We start from the raw sequence: 17,565 nt of genomic DNA on the forward strand, positions 1-17,565 counted from the left end.
CATCTGTTTCAATAGTTTTCTTTTTGGGTCTTCCACAACCCTTCCCTTTTTTAGGGGCTGTTCCTGTTTTTGAAAATATTACAGTTTCGTCTTTTTGATATTCTCTAAATTTATTTCAAATTCTACGTCTAATATTTTCTTTAAAGTAATCCTTATTATATTTTTCTGAAATATAAGATGCAAATTTGTATTCATATTCATTTGTGTATTCTCAATTTTCTAGTCATCTAAATAGATCTAATCATTCATAATGTTTCAATTGTTTAGCCATTTGTAAACTCCTTTCTCTTATTGTAAACGAAAAGTAGACAGTTTTTATTTTCTGTCTACTTTTCTTGTCCTAGTTTAGCCTAAGTATATTTTTTTTCTTCATAAATGAAGTCTCCTATTAATTTTTTTAACCAAATATAAATATAAACACATTAAGATAAACATAAAAATAACTAAACCAATGCGAGTTATTATTAATGATTTCGAAACACACATGAAATCATTGTTATATAAGTTTATATTTATAAAAGTATTATAGTCTTCCAAAAAAAAAAAAAAAAGAAATCATGAACTGTTTGTGTATAAATTGGAACACAAAACATGGACAAAACCGTATTTTGTGTTTTTGATATTAAGGGGTGATTATGAAACAACTAAAACAAGAACAATGACTAGAACTTTTTTCAGACTTTCAAACTTGAAAACTCGGGATTTATTAACTTGGAAACTTTGGTTAAAGTTACTAAATTTGGCAGCACTTAATAATGTCGTTAAACCTACTAAATTTGGCGCCCTTAAAGGCGCGATTTTCGCAACAAAAAAACACCGTTATCACATTTGAATAATGGTGTTTTTCTGTTGCAATGCACATTGCATTGGAGCCACCGTTATCACATTTAAAGATAATGGTGTTTTCATTTAATAAATTTTATTTAAGTAATTTGTTTCTAACAGCAGGAATAGCTAATAATAAACCTAATGAAGTTGCTGTTGCTAATGCTGCTATTAAGAATAAGATTCAGCTTCAGTTTTTGTCAACTTCTGATTTAGCTAATTCTTTATCAATAGTTGTTTGTTTAACAACATCTTCACCTGTGTGTGAGTTAAGATTATCTAAAATTTCATCTGAAACAGTAATTGCTTTATTAATAGCAACCTTTTGATCTTTAGTTAATTTTTCAAATTTCTTAGATTTAGTTAAATCCACTAAATCATTTTTAGCTTTAGCCAATTCTTCAGCATCAACATATAATTGAGCAATTTGATTATGTTTATTAGCAAATTCTGTGTTTGTAGCATTATTATCTAAAATGTTATTTATTAATGATGCTTTTGTTTTGTCATTAAGCACATCACTAGCTTTAACTTGTTGAATTAATTTGTCTTTAGCTTTAACTTTATCAATGTTAGCAATTGTATTTTCATTATTAGCTATATTTAAGACTTCATTAATTAAAGCATCTTTAGCTTTTTCAGTTATTTTGCCTTCATTAGCTTCTTGATGTAATTTATCAATTAAGTCTAATTTAGCTTTGTCATTAGTTAATTTGTCATAGAATTTAGGATCGTCATTATCTATATTATTAACTTCATGGACTAATTGATCTTTTTCTTCTTTAGTTAAATTATTATTGCCTTGAATTTTAGCGATTAAATCAGCTTTAGCATTTTCTTTAGATAGATTGTTATTGAAGTTTTCATCTTTTACATCTAATGAGGCAATATTATTGCTCATTTGATCTTTTTGCTCATCAGTTAAGTTTTCATTTTGTCTAATAGCATCAATAGCATCTTGTTTTTTATCAATGTTTTTTGCTATTTCATTGTAGTTTTCATCATTTGGATTATTGTTTAGAACATCTTCAGCTAATTTAGCTTTATCATCATTTGTTAAAGTTTCATCTTTATTGATTTTGTCTAATTGGTTTAATTGATCTTTAATGTTATCGAAAATTACTGTTGTGTTTTCAGCATTACTATCAACTGAGTCTAATTCTTCAACTAATTTAGCTTTTTGATTGTCTGGTAAGTCTGAATTATTAATTTCTTTGTATAAATCCGCTTTTTTATCAACGTTATTAAGTTGATCATTTACTTCTGAAGGTGTATTTGTTTCGTCAATATTAAGAATTTCTTCAACTAATTTAGCTTTTTCATCTGGAGTTAATTCATCATCAGCAACTACTTTATTAATTGCTTCTTCTTTAGCTTTGACATTTGCTAATTCGTCATCTGCTTTTTCAGAATCATTATTAACATTATGAGTTTCTTCAATTAATTTATCTTTTGCAACTTCATCCAATTTGTCATTAGTTTTAATTTCATCAATTAATTCTAATTTATTATCGATGTTGTCTAATTTTTCATCTAGTTTTTCATCATTGTGTGAAACATCAAAGACTTCATCAATTAATTTGTTTTTGTCTTCTTCATCTAAATTAGGGTTAGATTCAATTTTTTCAATTAAGTCTGCTTTTTTGTCAATGTCAGTAAGAGAATTGTCCAAATCATCTTGTTTATTGTCTAAGTTGGCAATTTCATCAATTAATTTATCTTTTTCTTCATCTGTTAAGTTAGCATTTTTTCTAACTTCTTCAATTGCCTCTTTTTTCTTGTTTTCGTTATCTAATTCATTGTCAAAGTCTTTATCTGCCGGATCTAAATCTTTAAGATTATCATTAATTTTTGCTTTATCTTCTTCACTTAATTCTGATTCTGGAGTCTTGTTAAGATCTTCAAATGCTTTTTCTTTGTCTTTGATATTTTGAAGTATATCTTCATATTTATTTTTATTATCTAATTCATTCTTTTTATCATCAACATTAGCATTTATAACATCATCTATTAAGTCGTCTTTTTGATCAGGAGTTAAGTTTTCATTTTCTTTAATCTTATTGATTAAGTCAGCTTTGCCAAGGATTTGGTCTAAGTTTTCTTTGATTTCATTAAATTCTTCTTCATTATCTGAATTGCTTGGATTTTCAGTGTTTTTAATTTGATCAATTAACTTTTGTTTTTCTTCTGGAGTTAGTTGATCATTTTCATTAACTTTTTCAATTGCTTTTTCTTCAGCATATTCAAAGTTCTTTTCTCCATCAAGAGCATTTTTAGCGTCAATTAAAGCTTTTTCTAATTCTAATACTTTAGAAACATTTTCATTTGAACCTTGTTTACTGATTAATTCATCAACTTTAGCTTTAGCTTCATCATAGTTAGCTTTTGGTTCTTGAGAAGCTGCGACATATTTTGGATTGTCAGGTTTACTTAATTCATCATCTATTGCTTTAGCAGTTTCTTTTAATTGACCCATAGCATTATTTAATGTTTGAGCCTTATCAACCACTTTATCAACATTAGCTAACAATTTAGCTTTATCAACTTCTCCAATTAAAGCTGCTTTTTGTGCGTCATTAAGATGTTCAAGACCATTAATTAAGTTTTTTACTTCAGCTTTTTTGTTATTGATTTTTTCATTGCCGTCAAGGTTTTGAGCGCCAACATTTAATTTTTCAATTAATGAATCTATGTTGTCAATACTTAATTCAGCGCTTCCATTTTCTTTATCAGCTAAATTGCTTGCATCATTAAATGCTTTATCAAATTCACGCATTTTTTCTTTAGTTGCATTTTTATAATCAACACTATTAGGCGTGTCTTTATTGTTGGCAACTGCTTGTTTAAGCTCGGCCATTTTTTCATCTAATGCTTTTGCTTCCTTAGTTACAGTTCTAACATCTTCAGGAGTTGTAGCTTTATCAACTTTAGCAATTAAAGCTAATTTTTGAGCATCATTAATGTTTTCTAAAGCATTAATTTTGGCTATTTCTTCTTCTCTAACAGCTTGAATGTGTTCTTTACCATTTAAGTTATTAATTGCTTCATGAACCGCATTGATTTTTTCTTCAATATTGCCATTGTTTAAGATATCTTTTGTGTCATCACTTGGTTCGTTTAGAGCTGTTTTATAGTCTTTTAAGGCTTGAATAGCATCATCATATGCTTTTCTTAAAGCTTTTTCTGTGCCCTTGTAATTAATGTCGTTTTTGATTTTAGCTTCATTGTTAAGATATGTATCAAGTGTCGCCATTGTGCCATTAACTAAGGCATTATTTGCATCAACGCTATTTACATCGGCAACTCTATCTTTTTCATTGATTTTAGCAATTGCTTCTGCTTTTTGTTGATCAGTTAAATTGTTATAAATTGGGTTTTCACCTTTAATTTTAGCAATAGCATTTTCTTTAGCTTGAGCAACTTTTTCTTCACCATTTAATCCATTGATCGCCTTATTTAGTTCAGTGATTTTAGCATCAATTTGCTCTGCGTTTAAGTTTGTGCCATTAGCTCCTAAATCTTCAGTTCTAATTGCTACTTGATTATTGTATTTAACTTGACGATCTTTGTCAGCTTCAACATAATCAGTTGATTGCTTATCAACTTCGGCTATATCTTTGTAAGCTTTCATTTTGGTATTAATTGTATTAGCATTTTTAACAATATTATTAGCTTCACTTGTTTGATTATTCTTGACTTCTTCAGTTAAGGATAATTTTTGAGCTGGATTTAAGTTGGTTAAATTATTAATTGTTTTAACGGCTTGGGCTTTAGCTTTTTCATCAGCTTTGGCCTTATCTAAAAGATTTTTAACATTAATAGCAAAATCTTTATTTGTCTTATCTAATTCGGCGGCATCAATTTTAGCAATATATGCATCTTTTTCAGCTTTAGTTAAATTATTTAGTTTGGCTAATTCATCTTTGGCATTTGTTTGTGCATATTCAAGAGCCTTGTCATAAATAGCTTGTGTTTCTTCTTGTGTTGGACCTTTTGGTAATTTTTCAATTTCAGCTATTAATAAGCCTTTTTGGTTTTCGTTTAGACTTGGGAAATGATTCTTAATGTCATTTCTTAATACTTCTCTATTTCCATCAAGTGCTTCATCAGCTGCTTTTAAGACTTCTTTACTTTGGTTTGCTTCATTAGCTAAACCATTTAATGAATCAGCAGTTGCATTGCTTAAATCTTTAGCTTTTAATTCTGTTAATTTATTTTTAGCATTTTTCAAAGCTTGATCAACAGCTTCTTTTCTGTCTTGAGCATCGTTGGTATAAATGATTGTTTTAGCTTTAGCTTCTGTAGAAGTAATTTGTTTTTCTAATTCGCTAATATCTAAGCCTAATTTTTGAGCTTTTTCTAAGATTTTTTGCGCTGCTTCTTCATCAGTAGCATTATTTAATAAGTCTTTAATTTTATCTTTTTGATTTTCTGATAAATTATCAAGTTTATCAACTGCTTGAACTTTTTTGTTTTTGTTTTCTTCGCCATCAAGCGCATTGTAAGCAGAAATTAATTCACCTTTAGCATTATCAATATCTGTTTTTGAAACATTATCTTTAACAATTAAATCATTTAAAGTCTTTAATTTTTCATCATAAGTTTGTTTTAAAGCAGTATTTGCTAATCTATATTTGTCAGCAACTTTATTTGCCAATTTAGCTTTTTCATAGGTCAATTGGTCATCTTTTGCTAATTTTTGAATTTGTTCTTTTACAACATTCTTAGCTTCTAAAATGGCAGTATTTAAAGCTGTAGCTGTTTCTTGAACTGTCGAAGCTTGTGATGTTGGCAATGATTTAACTTGATTTTCAAATACAGCTTTTTGGTTTTGTGTTAAATCACTTAAACCATTTATCGCGTTAATAGCTGCTTGTTTAGTTTGATTTAATTGTTCAGCTTCTTGAATTATTGCTTTAACAGCAGTATCATATTTGTGACCTTGAGTTTCATCAAGTGCTGCGCTATTAACTTTTCCTAATAATTCAGTAATTTCTTCACTTGAAAGATTTGCATAATTATTCTTATTAATTTTGTTTGATGCTTTGGTTTTACTTAGACTTAATCCTTCTTGAAGGATGTTTGATTTTTCTTTCTGTGTTGGTTGTTTTTGTAAATTATCAACTTTGTCTTGTAAAGTTTTAATTTCACTAGCATCTAATAAATCTCAATTATTAAGATCTTCTTTAAATTTGTTTCTATAACCATCTAAGGCATCAATTGCATCATTTAAGGTTGATGTTTGGTTATTAATTTCTGCTGTCTTTTCAACAATTTGATCTTTGGTTAAGCTTCCTAAATCAGCTGTTTCATAGCCTTTTAAGGCTTTTTTAGCATCTTGAATTGCTTTATCAAATTTGGCTTTATTTTCAGTTGTATCATTTAAGTATTCAGGACTATTTGTCTTACCTTCAGCTTCAACAATTTTAGCTTTAAGATCTCCGATAGCTTTATCTAAGTTTTCGGCCACTTCAATAATTTTGTTTGCTTCATCTTTATTAGTTGCGTCATCAATTTTATCTTTGAGAGCTTGTTTTTGTTCAGGTGTTAAATTTTTTAAAGCATCAATTTTTTGGTTTAATGCATTTTGTTTTTGATTGCCATTTAACTTGCCATAAGTAGTTTGCAAATTGCTTAATACTGTTTCAACAGCACTTAATTCTGAGTTAGCGCCATTAGTTTTATTAAGTAATTGTTGAGCCACTGATAAAGCATTATTATAAGCTTGTTTTTTATCAGCATCTGCTAAAGTATAAACAGTGGCTGTTTTAGCATCATTGTTTTGATCATTTTCAACGGTTTTTTTAGTTAAAGCGGTTAATTCAGTTTTAACAGCATCACTTAATTCTTTCATTTTAGCATTTAATGTGCTTGCTGTTGTGTTACGGGCTTGAATAGCTTCAGTTGAATTAGCTGATTTTAAATCTGCTTTATAAGCGCCTAATTGATTTTTATTTAAATAAGGGTAATTCTTTGTTGCGTCCGCAATAGTTTTTTCAATTTCTGCTTTAAATTGAACTTTACCTACTTCATCAAGATTATTAGCTTTTGCTAATTCATCTAATAAAGCTTGTTTTTCTTCCTCAGGAACATTGTTATTAATGTATTTGGAAACTTTGTCTTTTTCAGCTTGTAACTTTAAATTGTCATTTTCTCTCTCAGCAGCAGTTTGAAAAATACCAAAAGTATAAGTTCTTGACTGAGAAACAATTTTGTTATTTGGAATATCTGTTCGAGTAGATGATAAATGATATTTAAAAGTAACTGTGCCGTTTTGGCTATCTCTTGCAGTAATTTCATCAATTATTAATTCAACATCATCGTCTGAATCAATATACATGAATTCATCTTCATCATTTCTTTTTAATAAATAACCCGATAATTGTGATACTTCAACCTCATCTACAGTAGTTTTGTTTTGCGGTTTATCACCATTGAATTCAAAATTTTTAGATCTTTTTAATAAATAGTTTAATCTTTCTTCTTCAGTCATATAGCCAATAATAGTTATAGTTTTAAGATCTGAAGTAAGAAGTTTGCCGTTTTTATTGCTTTGCACCACAAAATTAGCTACTAATGTTCCAGTTCTATCATCTCAAGATTTAATTGATTTAACCACAATGGTTTCATTTGAGTGATCAAGATTATCATTATCATTAAAAGCGATATTAACTTCTGATAATTTATTTACGAATTCTGATGGTTGAGTAAGAGGATCAATAACGCCATAATAATTACTTTCATTATAGCTATTAATGGTTTTTTGCTCTTTTTCTTCTCTGGTCATAAATCCAGTTATTTTAGTAGTTAAACTTTTGCTTGAAATAACTTTTTGATTATCTAAATTGTCTTTAGTTGATTCTAGTTTATAAGTTACAATTGCCCCTCTTGAATCATCTGGATCGGGTTCAATTTTATCGATAATTACTTTAGCATTATTATTTGGAGTAATAGAAGTTGTAAAACTATCTTTAGTTAAATCACTAACAGCAAAAGATTCTTTATCTGTGTCATTAAAATCAACCGTTTTAGTAACAGCTTTATCTTGAACTAATTGATCTATTCTTTCTTGTTCAGTTAAAGTGCTTAGAGCATTATCATTATTTAAAGTGTAAGTTTCAGTTGATTGAACACTTTCAAGATTTTCTTTAGTTGATTTATATTTGTAAGTTAAGTCTAATTTACCAGTTACTTCATTTGTATTAGTAATATTTAAATCAACCGGTTTAGCATCTTGTGGAATATCATTATTAAATTCAATTTCATCAGTTGTAATTTGACTAGCTGTATTTGTAGCTTGTGTTGCATCTTTAACTTTGGCAGTTGCAGTACTTAATCCATTTAATCTTGCAACTTCAGCCTCATAACGTTCTTGTCCATTTAAAGCATTAATTGCTGCTTTAATTTTTTCGTTTAAAGCATCAACTTTTTCTTTATTCATTAAATCAGAATTTTTATCAGTATTTAAAGCAGCTACTAAATCTTCTGCTTCTTTAATTACCCCGCCTTTTACATTGTTATTTTTAGTTGGGTTTCCATCATAAGCCTTTCTTAAAGAGTTAGTAGTATAAGTATAATTATTGCCTGCTGTTACATTATTTTGATTTGCAATGTAATCGCTCAAGGTTTTCATTGATGAATTTAATGCACTATTAGTTGCATCTTGATTATTAACATCTTCAATAGTATTTTGACTCTTAATTAATTCAATTGCTCTTTCTTTTTGTTTTGGTGTTAATGATGAGTATTCATAATTAATTTTTCTAATCGCTTCGTCTTTAGCAGCTTTTAATCTCTCATCACCATTTAAAGCAGTAACTGCATTATTAAGTGCTGTAATTTTTTCATTTACTTGTGCTAAAGTTAAATTAGGTCCACTTGTTTTATTAATGTCATTTTCTTTAGTAGTAATTAAATTTTCTAAAGTATTTTTATTATCTGCTTGAGTATAATTAGTAGTTTTTCTAATTGATTCTATATTAGTTGCACTTTGACTATAACTTTTCATAGCATTGTCAAGTTTTTTATTTTCAGCATCTTGATTCTTAACAGCATTTACAGTTGTTAATGCTTCAATTTTCTTAATTGCATCTGCTTTTTGTGCATCATTTAAATATGTATAAGTAGTATTTAAATTATTTTTTGCTTGTTGTTTGGCTTCTGCTAGATTTTCATCACCATTTAAATCTTCTTTTGCTTGTTTTAATGCTGCAATTTTTTGATCGATTTGTTCAGTTGTTAAATTATTAGTTGAACTTGATAAATCAGTGTTTCTTTGATCTAAAGCATTATCAAAAGCAGTTTTTTTATCATTATCTGCTTCAGTATAATCAGCGCTTTTCTTAATTGTTTCTACATTAGTTGCGTCACTGTTAGCATCATTTTTGAATGTGTTTTTATAATCATTCATTTTTTGATTTGCTGTTTCTGCTTCAGGTAAAATTGAATTTACTTTTGTAGCATCATCAATATTTGAATCATCAATTTTAGTTTTGAAATGTTCTTTTTGCGCTGGATTTAAACTATCTAAATTATCTATTTTAGCTTTTGTGATTGTTTTAAGTAGAGGAAAATCATATGGATTAATATTTTCATCCATATTTTTAGAATTAATTAAAGTTTTATATGAGTCTTTTTCTGTTTTTTCTAAAGAAGTTTGATCAATTAAATTATTAGCATTTTCTTTCATTTTGCTAAAAATTTGTTTTTCAATTTCTTTAATTTTGGCACTTTTAGCTTGTTGGTTCAAATTTGAATCATTATAAACGCTTTTAATTTGTTCACGATATGAATCTTTTTGTTGTTCGTCAGTTCATAAACTAAATTTATTTATAATTTCTTCCACATTTGAATCTGCTTCAATTGAATTTTTAATCTCGTCTCCAATAGTTTGCAACGCAGCATAATTATCTGCATCTTCGCCCAAACTATTGATTCTTTCAGTATAGTGTTCTTTTTGTTCATCAGATAAAGAAGAATCTGAAAGTATTTTTTCTAATTCTGCAACTTTTTCTCTATGTTTTAATAAACCTTCTAATTTTTCTTCAGCAACTGTATAAGTACTTAATCCTGTTGCTAACTCTTGATTAGTAGTAGTTAAATTTAATATTCTTCGTTTCTTCCTATTTCAACCTGTATCATCAATTGTTCCATCAATAGCTGTGTTTAATCCATTTAATTTGTCTTGCAATTGTTGCAATTGAGTTGTTAATTTTTCTTTTTCACTATCAAAATTTGTTTTTTCAGTCTCTTCAGGTTCAAATTTATAATCAAAAGACGCTTTTTTGTCTTGATAAGTAGCTAATTTGGCTCTAATTTCAGCAATTTTGTTATTTATTCCAATTAATCCATTATCCCCTAATATTTCCAAAGCTCTGTCATAGTTTCCACCCTTAGCTTTTTCATCTTTATTTAAGTTTTGACTATTTTTTAATCAATTCAATAATGTATTACTTAAATCCTGTGGAATATTTCTATTTAAATTATTTGGATCACTTGAATCTACAGTTGCATTTTTTAAAATAGTTACAAAATTATCATAATATGCTCGAGGAGCATTATAAACTTCTTTTTTTAATTCTGCTTGAAGTTCATCTAAAACAAACTTTTCAAATTCTTGAAAAGTATTAAATCTTCCGCGATATTCACTAAGTTTTTTAAAAGTTATTAAATCTTTTATTTTTGGATCAAATGCTTCAATTGCCTTTTCAGCTGCTTTATCTTCATCAGTAATGGCAGTTCCGGGCATAAATCTTCATTCAATTGAACCTTGTTTGTTTTGCCTGTAAGTACCGCCTTCATCATATAAAACAAATCTATTGTAAAATCAATGTTTAATTTCTTTAATTCACTCGTTTTTAGAGTCCTCATCATTAATTTGATTAAAACTTGGTAATTGAATAAAAAAATCATAAACTGATTGCAATTGATTTTCATCAATTGCAAAATCTATTATTTTTTTATATTTAGCACTTCTACCATCATTATTTTTGTACTTATCTGGCAAATACAATGGGTTAATTCATTGTTTAACTTTGGTTCAACTGCTTGTATCGCCTTTTTTTGTGATTCAATAAAAGTTTTCAATTCTTCAGCTGCTGTTTTCTGAAACTCATTTCAATTTTCTTGATTGGCAACAGTAATAGCTGAAACTAAAACTAATGATGATGCTATTATCCCGCCAAAAGAAAGAAAAATTTTTCTACTTTTCTTCATTTTAATAACACCCCTCTCCTATATATATATATATATATATATAAATTATATAACTATAAAAGAATTATGAAAAAATGAAACGTTTTTGAAGATTGCTTCAATTTCCTGTGCCCCCAAGTTTGAAAGTCTAAAAACGAATACGCCTTATTTATAGGTATATTAGTTTTTTTGGATCTTTAAACTTGGAAACAAGGATGGTGTAAAATCATCCTACAACTTAGAAAAATAGCAAAAGTCGCTTTTGTGATTTTTTCTTTAATTTTCTAGAGACCAATCATATATAATCATTTTATGAAAACATATTTAAAATATCTTTATCCAGAAATTGAACCATATGAAACAGGTTATCTACCTGAAGAAGATGGTCATCAGGTTTATTATGAGGTCAGCGGTAATCCAAATGGCATTCCTATAGTTTATGTACATGGAGGACCAGGTGGCGGAACCAGTCCTGTTTGTCGCAGATTTTTTGATCCAAAACACTATAAAATAGTTTTATTCGACCAAAGAGGTTGTGGTAAATCCAAGCCTTCTTTAAAGTTAGAAAACAATAATTCTCAAAAATTAGTTAGTGATATGGAACGTTTAAGATTGCATCTTAAAGTAAAACAATGAGTACTTTTCGGTGGTTCATGAGGCACAACTTTAAGCTTGTTATATGCTATTAAATTTCCACAAAATGTAAGTTCGCTTATTCTTCGTGGAGTGTTTTTAGCTAGAAAATCAGACAACCATTGGCTTTATCAAGAAGGTGCTTCTTGATTTAAACCCGTTGAATATGCTAGATATACAGAATGTTTAAGCAAACAAGAAAAACAAGACATTATCAAAGCTTACTATCACAGAATGAATTCTGATGATTTAGTAATTAAAAATCAAGCATTAACTGAATGAGCAAGATGAGAAACCTGTTTAGTTTCGGTTAATAAAATCACTTTTGATGAAAAACAATTTAAAGAAAATGCTGAAATTGCTTTATTAGAAAACTGATTTTTTGTCAATGACACTTTCATTCCTGAAAACTATATTTTAAATAATACAGATAAAATAAAAGATATTCCAACTTACATAGTTCATGGAGAATACGACCTAGATTGTAGACCTTCAGGAGCCTATGAATTACACAAAAAATTGCCAAATTCGCAGTTGTTTTTATTAAGCAAAACTGCACATACTCAAAGAGAATATAAAATAGCACAAAAATTAGTTGAAATAACGGATATGTTAATAGACAATAAACAATAAGATCAAAGGTTCGCCTTTGATTTTTTTAATTCAAATCTATTCTTAAAAAGGACAAAATCAAACAATTTATTAATAGATTTTTATAAATTTTTTATTAAAAAACTAATTTTTAGTTATTTTTGCTTGCAAGCTGAAAAAGTGTTATAACCACATTATTTATAAGCATTTTGATTTTTAATATTTTTAACTTAGTGACTTAGATAAAAGTGTGGCAATTGTTATATTTGGCAAAAAACAAAAATCAAACTCTTTTGAACATAAAGCAATTAGATTTTTGTTTTTAGGTTAGTGATCTTAAAAAAATATTTCAAAATAATAAATATGCTTTATAATAATATTATTAATAACTTTCAGTTATTAAAATAAATAATATAAAAGGAGCATTATGGCAAGTATTAAAAAAAGATTTTATAATGGTTCTGAATATTTTCTTGATGAACATAGTCAAACATTAAGATTAAGTAATGAATATCATCAAAAATTATTAGATGAAAGCAACAAATGAACAAGATTTAAAAAAATCGGTGGTTCTTCATTAGGTGATGTGTTTGAAACTGATGCGTTCAAAAGTAGATTCAAAGCTTTTTGCTTTATTTCAAGGCTTTCAATGCCAGCGTTGCAAATGAAATACATAAATGCTGGAGTTCAATTAGAACCAAAAGTTATTGATTTCTTAAGAACCAAATTACCAAAAGTTGAAATTCAACATATTGAAGCTGAAAAATGTGGTTATGATTATTTTCAAGATGACAGAATAATTGGTGGGGTACCTGACGGATTAATTCCGCAAGTCAAGACAGTTTTAGAATTAAAGGCTGTTGGAGCTAAAAAAGAAGCATCATGATTAGATTCAAAAATGCCTGAAGATTACAAAAAACAAGCTCAATTGTATGCATATTTATTAGGTTATACTCACTATGCTTTAGTTGGAACATTCTTAAATGAAGAAGATTATTATGACACAAATAGAGTTAATTTCAATAAGCAAACACAAATGTTTACTTTCCAAGTTAACAAGGCAGTTGCAGAAGATGACATTAATGAAATTAAAAAATTCTGATTAGAATACACTCAAAAAGGTGTGTCGCCACAATATAAATTACCAAGAGATACTGATTTAGTTGATTATTTAAGATGCAGAAATGAACAAGAGTGAGAGGCACTATTTAATAAATGAAAAATTTTAAAGAAAGTTGATGAGGATATTAAATTTGAATAACAATATGAATAATAAAAAAAATATAATTATTAATGCTAAACAATATATAAATTCATTTATTAGTCAACCTTTTTTTATCTGAAACAGATATGAAGCGGATGGCAAAACCCCTTTAATTCCGCAATATGACCAAAATGGCTACAAACTCTACGATGATAAATATCTTTTTGTTAAAAAGGAAGAAAATAAAAATTTCTTTGAGCTTTATAATCAATACAGTGCGAATAACAATGATGACTCTTATGAAGATGATGAATCTGAAGAAGATGGTGAGTTAGAATATAAGATTTGAGAAAAAATTTTAAATGATAATTCAACTGGCGAATGAGATTATTCATTGCGTTCTAACAAAACAATTTATAGTAGTGTCTTAGATCAAACAATTGACTATTTAATCAATAGTGAACTAAGTTATATTGATAAATCAAGAATTTTACAATTAAGCAAAGTCAAAAGCGCTGAAGACTTACAAAATGATAATCTAACTGCTTTTGCTAATGATCAGTATGATTTATTAATTGATCCAACAATTATTTATAAATGATCAAATGAAGAGTCTGAAGATATTTTTTATCTAAAAGCAACATTTTTTGCTTTTGATAAAATTACAAGAACTGCTTACATTAACAAATACAAAGACTCAAATTCAGTCAATGATTATTTAACTGTGAATTGAATTTATCATGTAGCAAAATTAGCTGGTATTAATATTAAAAATTTCAAAATGATTTTGTTTGACTCGTTTGCAAAAGACTATAAAAAAGGCGTTTTAGATTTTACCACTTCACAAGCTGCTAATGGTAGTAGATCTAAAAAAGCTAAGAGCTCTTGCGTAGTAGAAATCGGCAAGGAAAAAATTTTAAATGAAGAGCAATGAAAAGCTTCTTGCTTAATGAACAATGGATCATTCTTCCAAAACGATGAATATATGGAATATATGTCTAAACGTAAATATACATTTATAGATTCTATCATGGCAAACAAACCATTAATAAACCCTAAAAAGAAAAGATTAGGCAAAAATGATGACAAATTAGCTCCGCCTATCTATTATTTTAGTGATGATAATGTGTTTAATGATCTAGGTGACTTTGGAGATTTTAGTAAAAAAGTTGATGAAATTATAAAAGGTTATTACATTAATAAACCTATTTATACTGATCTATATAAAAACTTAGACTTTAGTTCAGATTACCATCCTGTCTACGGTCAAAATAGTGCCTTATTAAAAACAATTCTTTTTAAACATGTCGGCGATGAATATCTTTATAGTAACAATATTAAAAGAATGATGAAAGAGTTAAATGCTGATTATGTTTATCAATTTAAAAATTCTGTTAAAGAATTAAAAAGCATGTCAAATTATTTTTCTTTAGGCGCCATTGAAGAACTGGCTAAGTATTTCAAAAAAGATAAAAGATATATTTGATATGACTATGAAGGTGTTTCTTCAATTACTCCAATTATTGATGGCATTGGCCCATATCGTCAAATAACTAATCAAGTGTCAATTATCGAAACAATTAATGGCGAAATAATTGAAAAAGATGGTCAAATTTGCCAAAACATTGTTAAAGACCCACTAAACATTTCTTTAATTGATATTGTTGATAATATTTTGGCTGTTTATTCAAATAAAGCAGATTATTACGTTGTTTATAACAAAACCTACGAAAACACCAGAAATAAAGAAATAGCGGAATTAGTTGTAAAGGCATTTGATAAAAACGATCTAAATATTATTGAAGCTTTAAAAGCAAGAAACATCCATTCTGCAGCTCAATTTAAAGAAATAGTCGATCACATTAACACTAACACTTTAGATTTAAGGGACTTTTTAGCTAAAAATACTATTGATGATAACTTATGTTTTGCAATTGACAAAATTAAATTAATTAATAGAACAGACGAAGACATAACTATTAAAAATAACTTTCATGATTTAGGCGACTTTGAACAATTTAAATTAGATTCTGGGTTATATAAAGTAAATGACAAATATAGAAATATGTACTTTTATGAACTTTTGGGTAAAGAAAGTATTAAAAACATTGAAAAATTAATTACTTACAACCAATTAAAACCAAAATTTAGTGAATACTTTAAACAATACAAAAACCTTGATGTTAAAAATGGTTCAAACGCTATGGAAGTTGCGATTAACCGTTATCTGGGCTTAATTAAAGATAATGAATGAGCAATTAAAGTAGAACAACTTAAAGAATATTGCCAAAATGATGTTGTGGCAATGCTTGTAACTTTTTCATTCTTTAAAGAAATTATCCAAGATGTTTTACCTGAAATTGCTAACTACGAATATCAACTTTTAGAAAATCAATCGCTTTATTTCAATGAAAATAGTAAAATAATAGACATTAAGAATTAAATTTAATATTAAATAAGCGAAACGAGAAAATATGAAAAAATTTAAACTTTTATCTGCTATTGCTCCTTTAGCATTAGCCCCTGTTGCTTTTGTTGCTTCATGTAAAAACGATGATAAGCAAAATGAAAAATTACTAAAAGAAAGAATTGAATTATTAAAACAATTAGAAGCTTTAGTTGCTACAAACACTTTCCAATTAGTTGATGCTAACGGCAAAATAATTGTTGAACAAACTTTAAGCGAAAATGCTAGCGAAAATGCCAACTTAGATGTTACTGCTTTAATGCCTGCTAATTATGCTTTGGTAAATGCTGAACAAACACATGTTGATGCTAACAAAATCAAATCAGTTGTTATTAAACAAACAAGTGTAAGTGCTGACAAATGAGAAGCTTTTATAGGCCTTAAAACAGCTTTTGAAACCAAACTTAGCGAAATGACTGAAAATAAAGCTTATTTAAGTCAAATCTTAGAAAAAGCTAAAAGCATTTTAGCTAAAAACATACCAACTGAAAACGACATTAACGATAGTATTTTTAATAATGTAATGCTACAACTAAACCGTTTTTCATACGACGTAATTCAACAGATTAAAATGGGAGATGCCCTTTATTTTGAATTCAAAAAATTAAATGAATTAATAAACACAAGAATTACTCAATTTAAAGCTGACAATCAAAATGAAACAGGTTATGCTAGCGTTAATGACAAAGTTGAAAAATTAATAGCCGATTTAAACACTTACAACGGTGAATATGTAACTCAAAAAAATTATGGCTATTTCCTTGACAAATACATTAGCTTTTTAACAAAATACAATGAAATTGTTTATGAATATGAAAAACAAACAAATGAAGCAAAAGCCAACAAAATTAAAGAGATAGGCAACTCTTTATCACAATTAACAACTACTTTTTTAAACAATACCGCAAATGCTAATTATCCAACAATTGTTGCTTTAAAATATGTTGACACTGTTTGAAATAAATACGATAAACTAATCGATATTTATAGTAAAAAAATGAGTGATGATGAAATCCAAAATTTAACTAATGAATTAAACTCACAAGCAATTAGCGATTGAATCGAAGAGAATATTAACAAAATTGCTAAACCATACAATGAAATTATTAACAATATGCTAAGTTTTTCAAATAACATTCTTGAACATTTACACACTAATTATTTAACTGTAGCTCAATCAAGCGCACAAAACAATAGCTCATTTAATGCTTTAATCGATTTAGCTTATGGAATAGGTAATGAAATTATCGCGATAACAAACGATGAAGAATTAACAAGCGAACAAATGCAAGCTAAATTCACAGAATTAAGCAATAATTACAACGAAAAATTATACTCGTTCCATAAAACTACTTACATGCAAATGCTTGCTATTGCCAATGCTAAATTCGTAAATGTTGAACTTCTTGCTAAACAAAGCAATAAACCAGAAGTGCAAAAAATGCTTGAACAAGCACAAATTTATTTAACATTGCTAAACAACACCATTAAATATAACGATCCATACTCACAATATTTAAATGTTGTAAATTACATTTCAAATATTGAAAGATTAACTGCGAATATCAACCAAATGTTAAGCGCTTAAAAAAGATAAATGAAAAAGAAACAGCTTTGAACTGTTTCTTTTTTAACTGTTTTATAGCCCTTT

The 17,565-nt window shown here is 27.7% G+C and carries 6 protein-coding genes and 1 pseudogene; 4 read left to right on the forward strand and 3 right to left on the reverse strand.

The window, feature by feature from the left end; all coding sequences use genetic code 4:
- The 3 genes and pseudogenes from T395_RS0102890 to T395_RS0102900 all read right to left on the reverse strand — a co-directional run.
- A pseudogene (locus T395_RS0102890) lies at nucleotides 1-271 on the reverse strand (hypothetical protein); the annotation flags it as partial.
- 648 nt (nucleotides 272-919) lie between these two features.
- Nucleotides 920-10,831 (reverse strand): GA module-containing protein, encoded by a 9,912-nt coding sequence (locus tag T395_RS03420; protein WP_156933081.1) that lies wholly within the window; start codon nucleotides 10,829-10,831, stop codon nucleotides 920-922.
- Nucleotides 10,777-11,040 carry a hypothetical protein gene (locus tag T395_RS0102900; RefSeq protein ID WP_029512983.1) on the reverse strand — a complete coding sequence of 88 codons (264 nt, stop codon included), beginning with the start codon at nucleotides 11,038-11,040 and terminating at the stop codon, nucleotides 10,777-10,779. The genes T395_RS03420 and T395_RS0102900 overlap by 55 nt, the downstream gene beginning before the upstream one ends.
- 291 nt (nucleotides 11,041-11,331) lie before the next feature.
- On the opposite strand from T395_RS0102900, the gene pip reads away from it, so the two are divergent.
- From pip to T395_RS0102920, 4 genes are all read left to right on the forward strand, one after another.
- Complete coding sequence (gene pip, locus T395_RS0102905) at nucleotides 11,332-12,285, forward strand: prolyl aminopeptidase (protein ID WP_029512984.1); 954 nt, start codon at nucleotides 11,332-11,334, stop codon at nucleotides 12,283-12,285.
- Between the two features lie 385 nt (nucleotides 12,286-12,670).
- The gene (locus T395_RS0102910; protein ID WP_029512985.1) at nucleotides 12,671-13,504 is read left to right on the forward strand and encodes an MAGa7180 family putative nuclease; all 834 of its coding nucleotides are present in this window, start codon (nucleotides 12,671-12,673) and stop codon (nucleotides 13,502-13,504) included.
- 4 nt (nucleotides 13,505-13,508) lie between these two features.
- Nucleotides 13,509-15,890 (forward strand): UU173 family protein, encoded by a 2,382-nt coding sequence (locus T395_RS0102915; RefSeq protein ID WP_169734116.1) that lies wholly within the window; start codon nucleotides 13,509-13,511, stop codon nucleotides 15,888-15,890.
- Between the two features lie 31 nt (nucleotides 15,891-15,921).
- A complete protein-coding gene (locus T395_RS0102920; RefSeq protein WP_029512987.1) occupies nucleotides 15,922-17,502 on the forward strand; it encodes a hypothetical protein in 1,581 nt (526 codons plus the stop codon).
- Nucleotides 17,503-17,565 lie beyond the last annotated feature (63 nt).

It is taken from the genome of Mycoplasmopsis iners ATCC 19705 (genome assembly GCF_000701805.1).
Classification (GTDB): domain Bacteria; phylum Bacillota_I; class Bacilli_A; order Mycoplasmatales; family Metamycoplasmataceae; genus Mycoplasmopsis; species Mycoplasmopsis iners.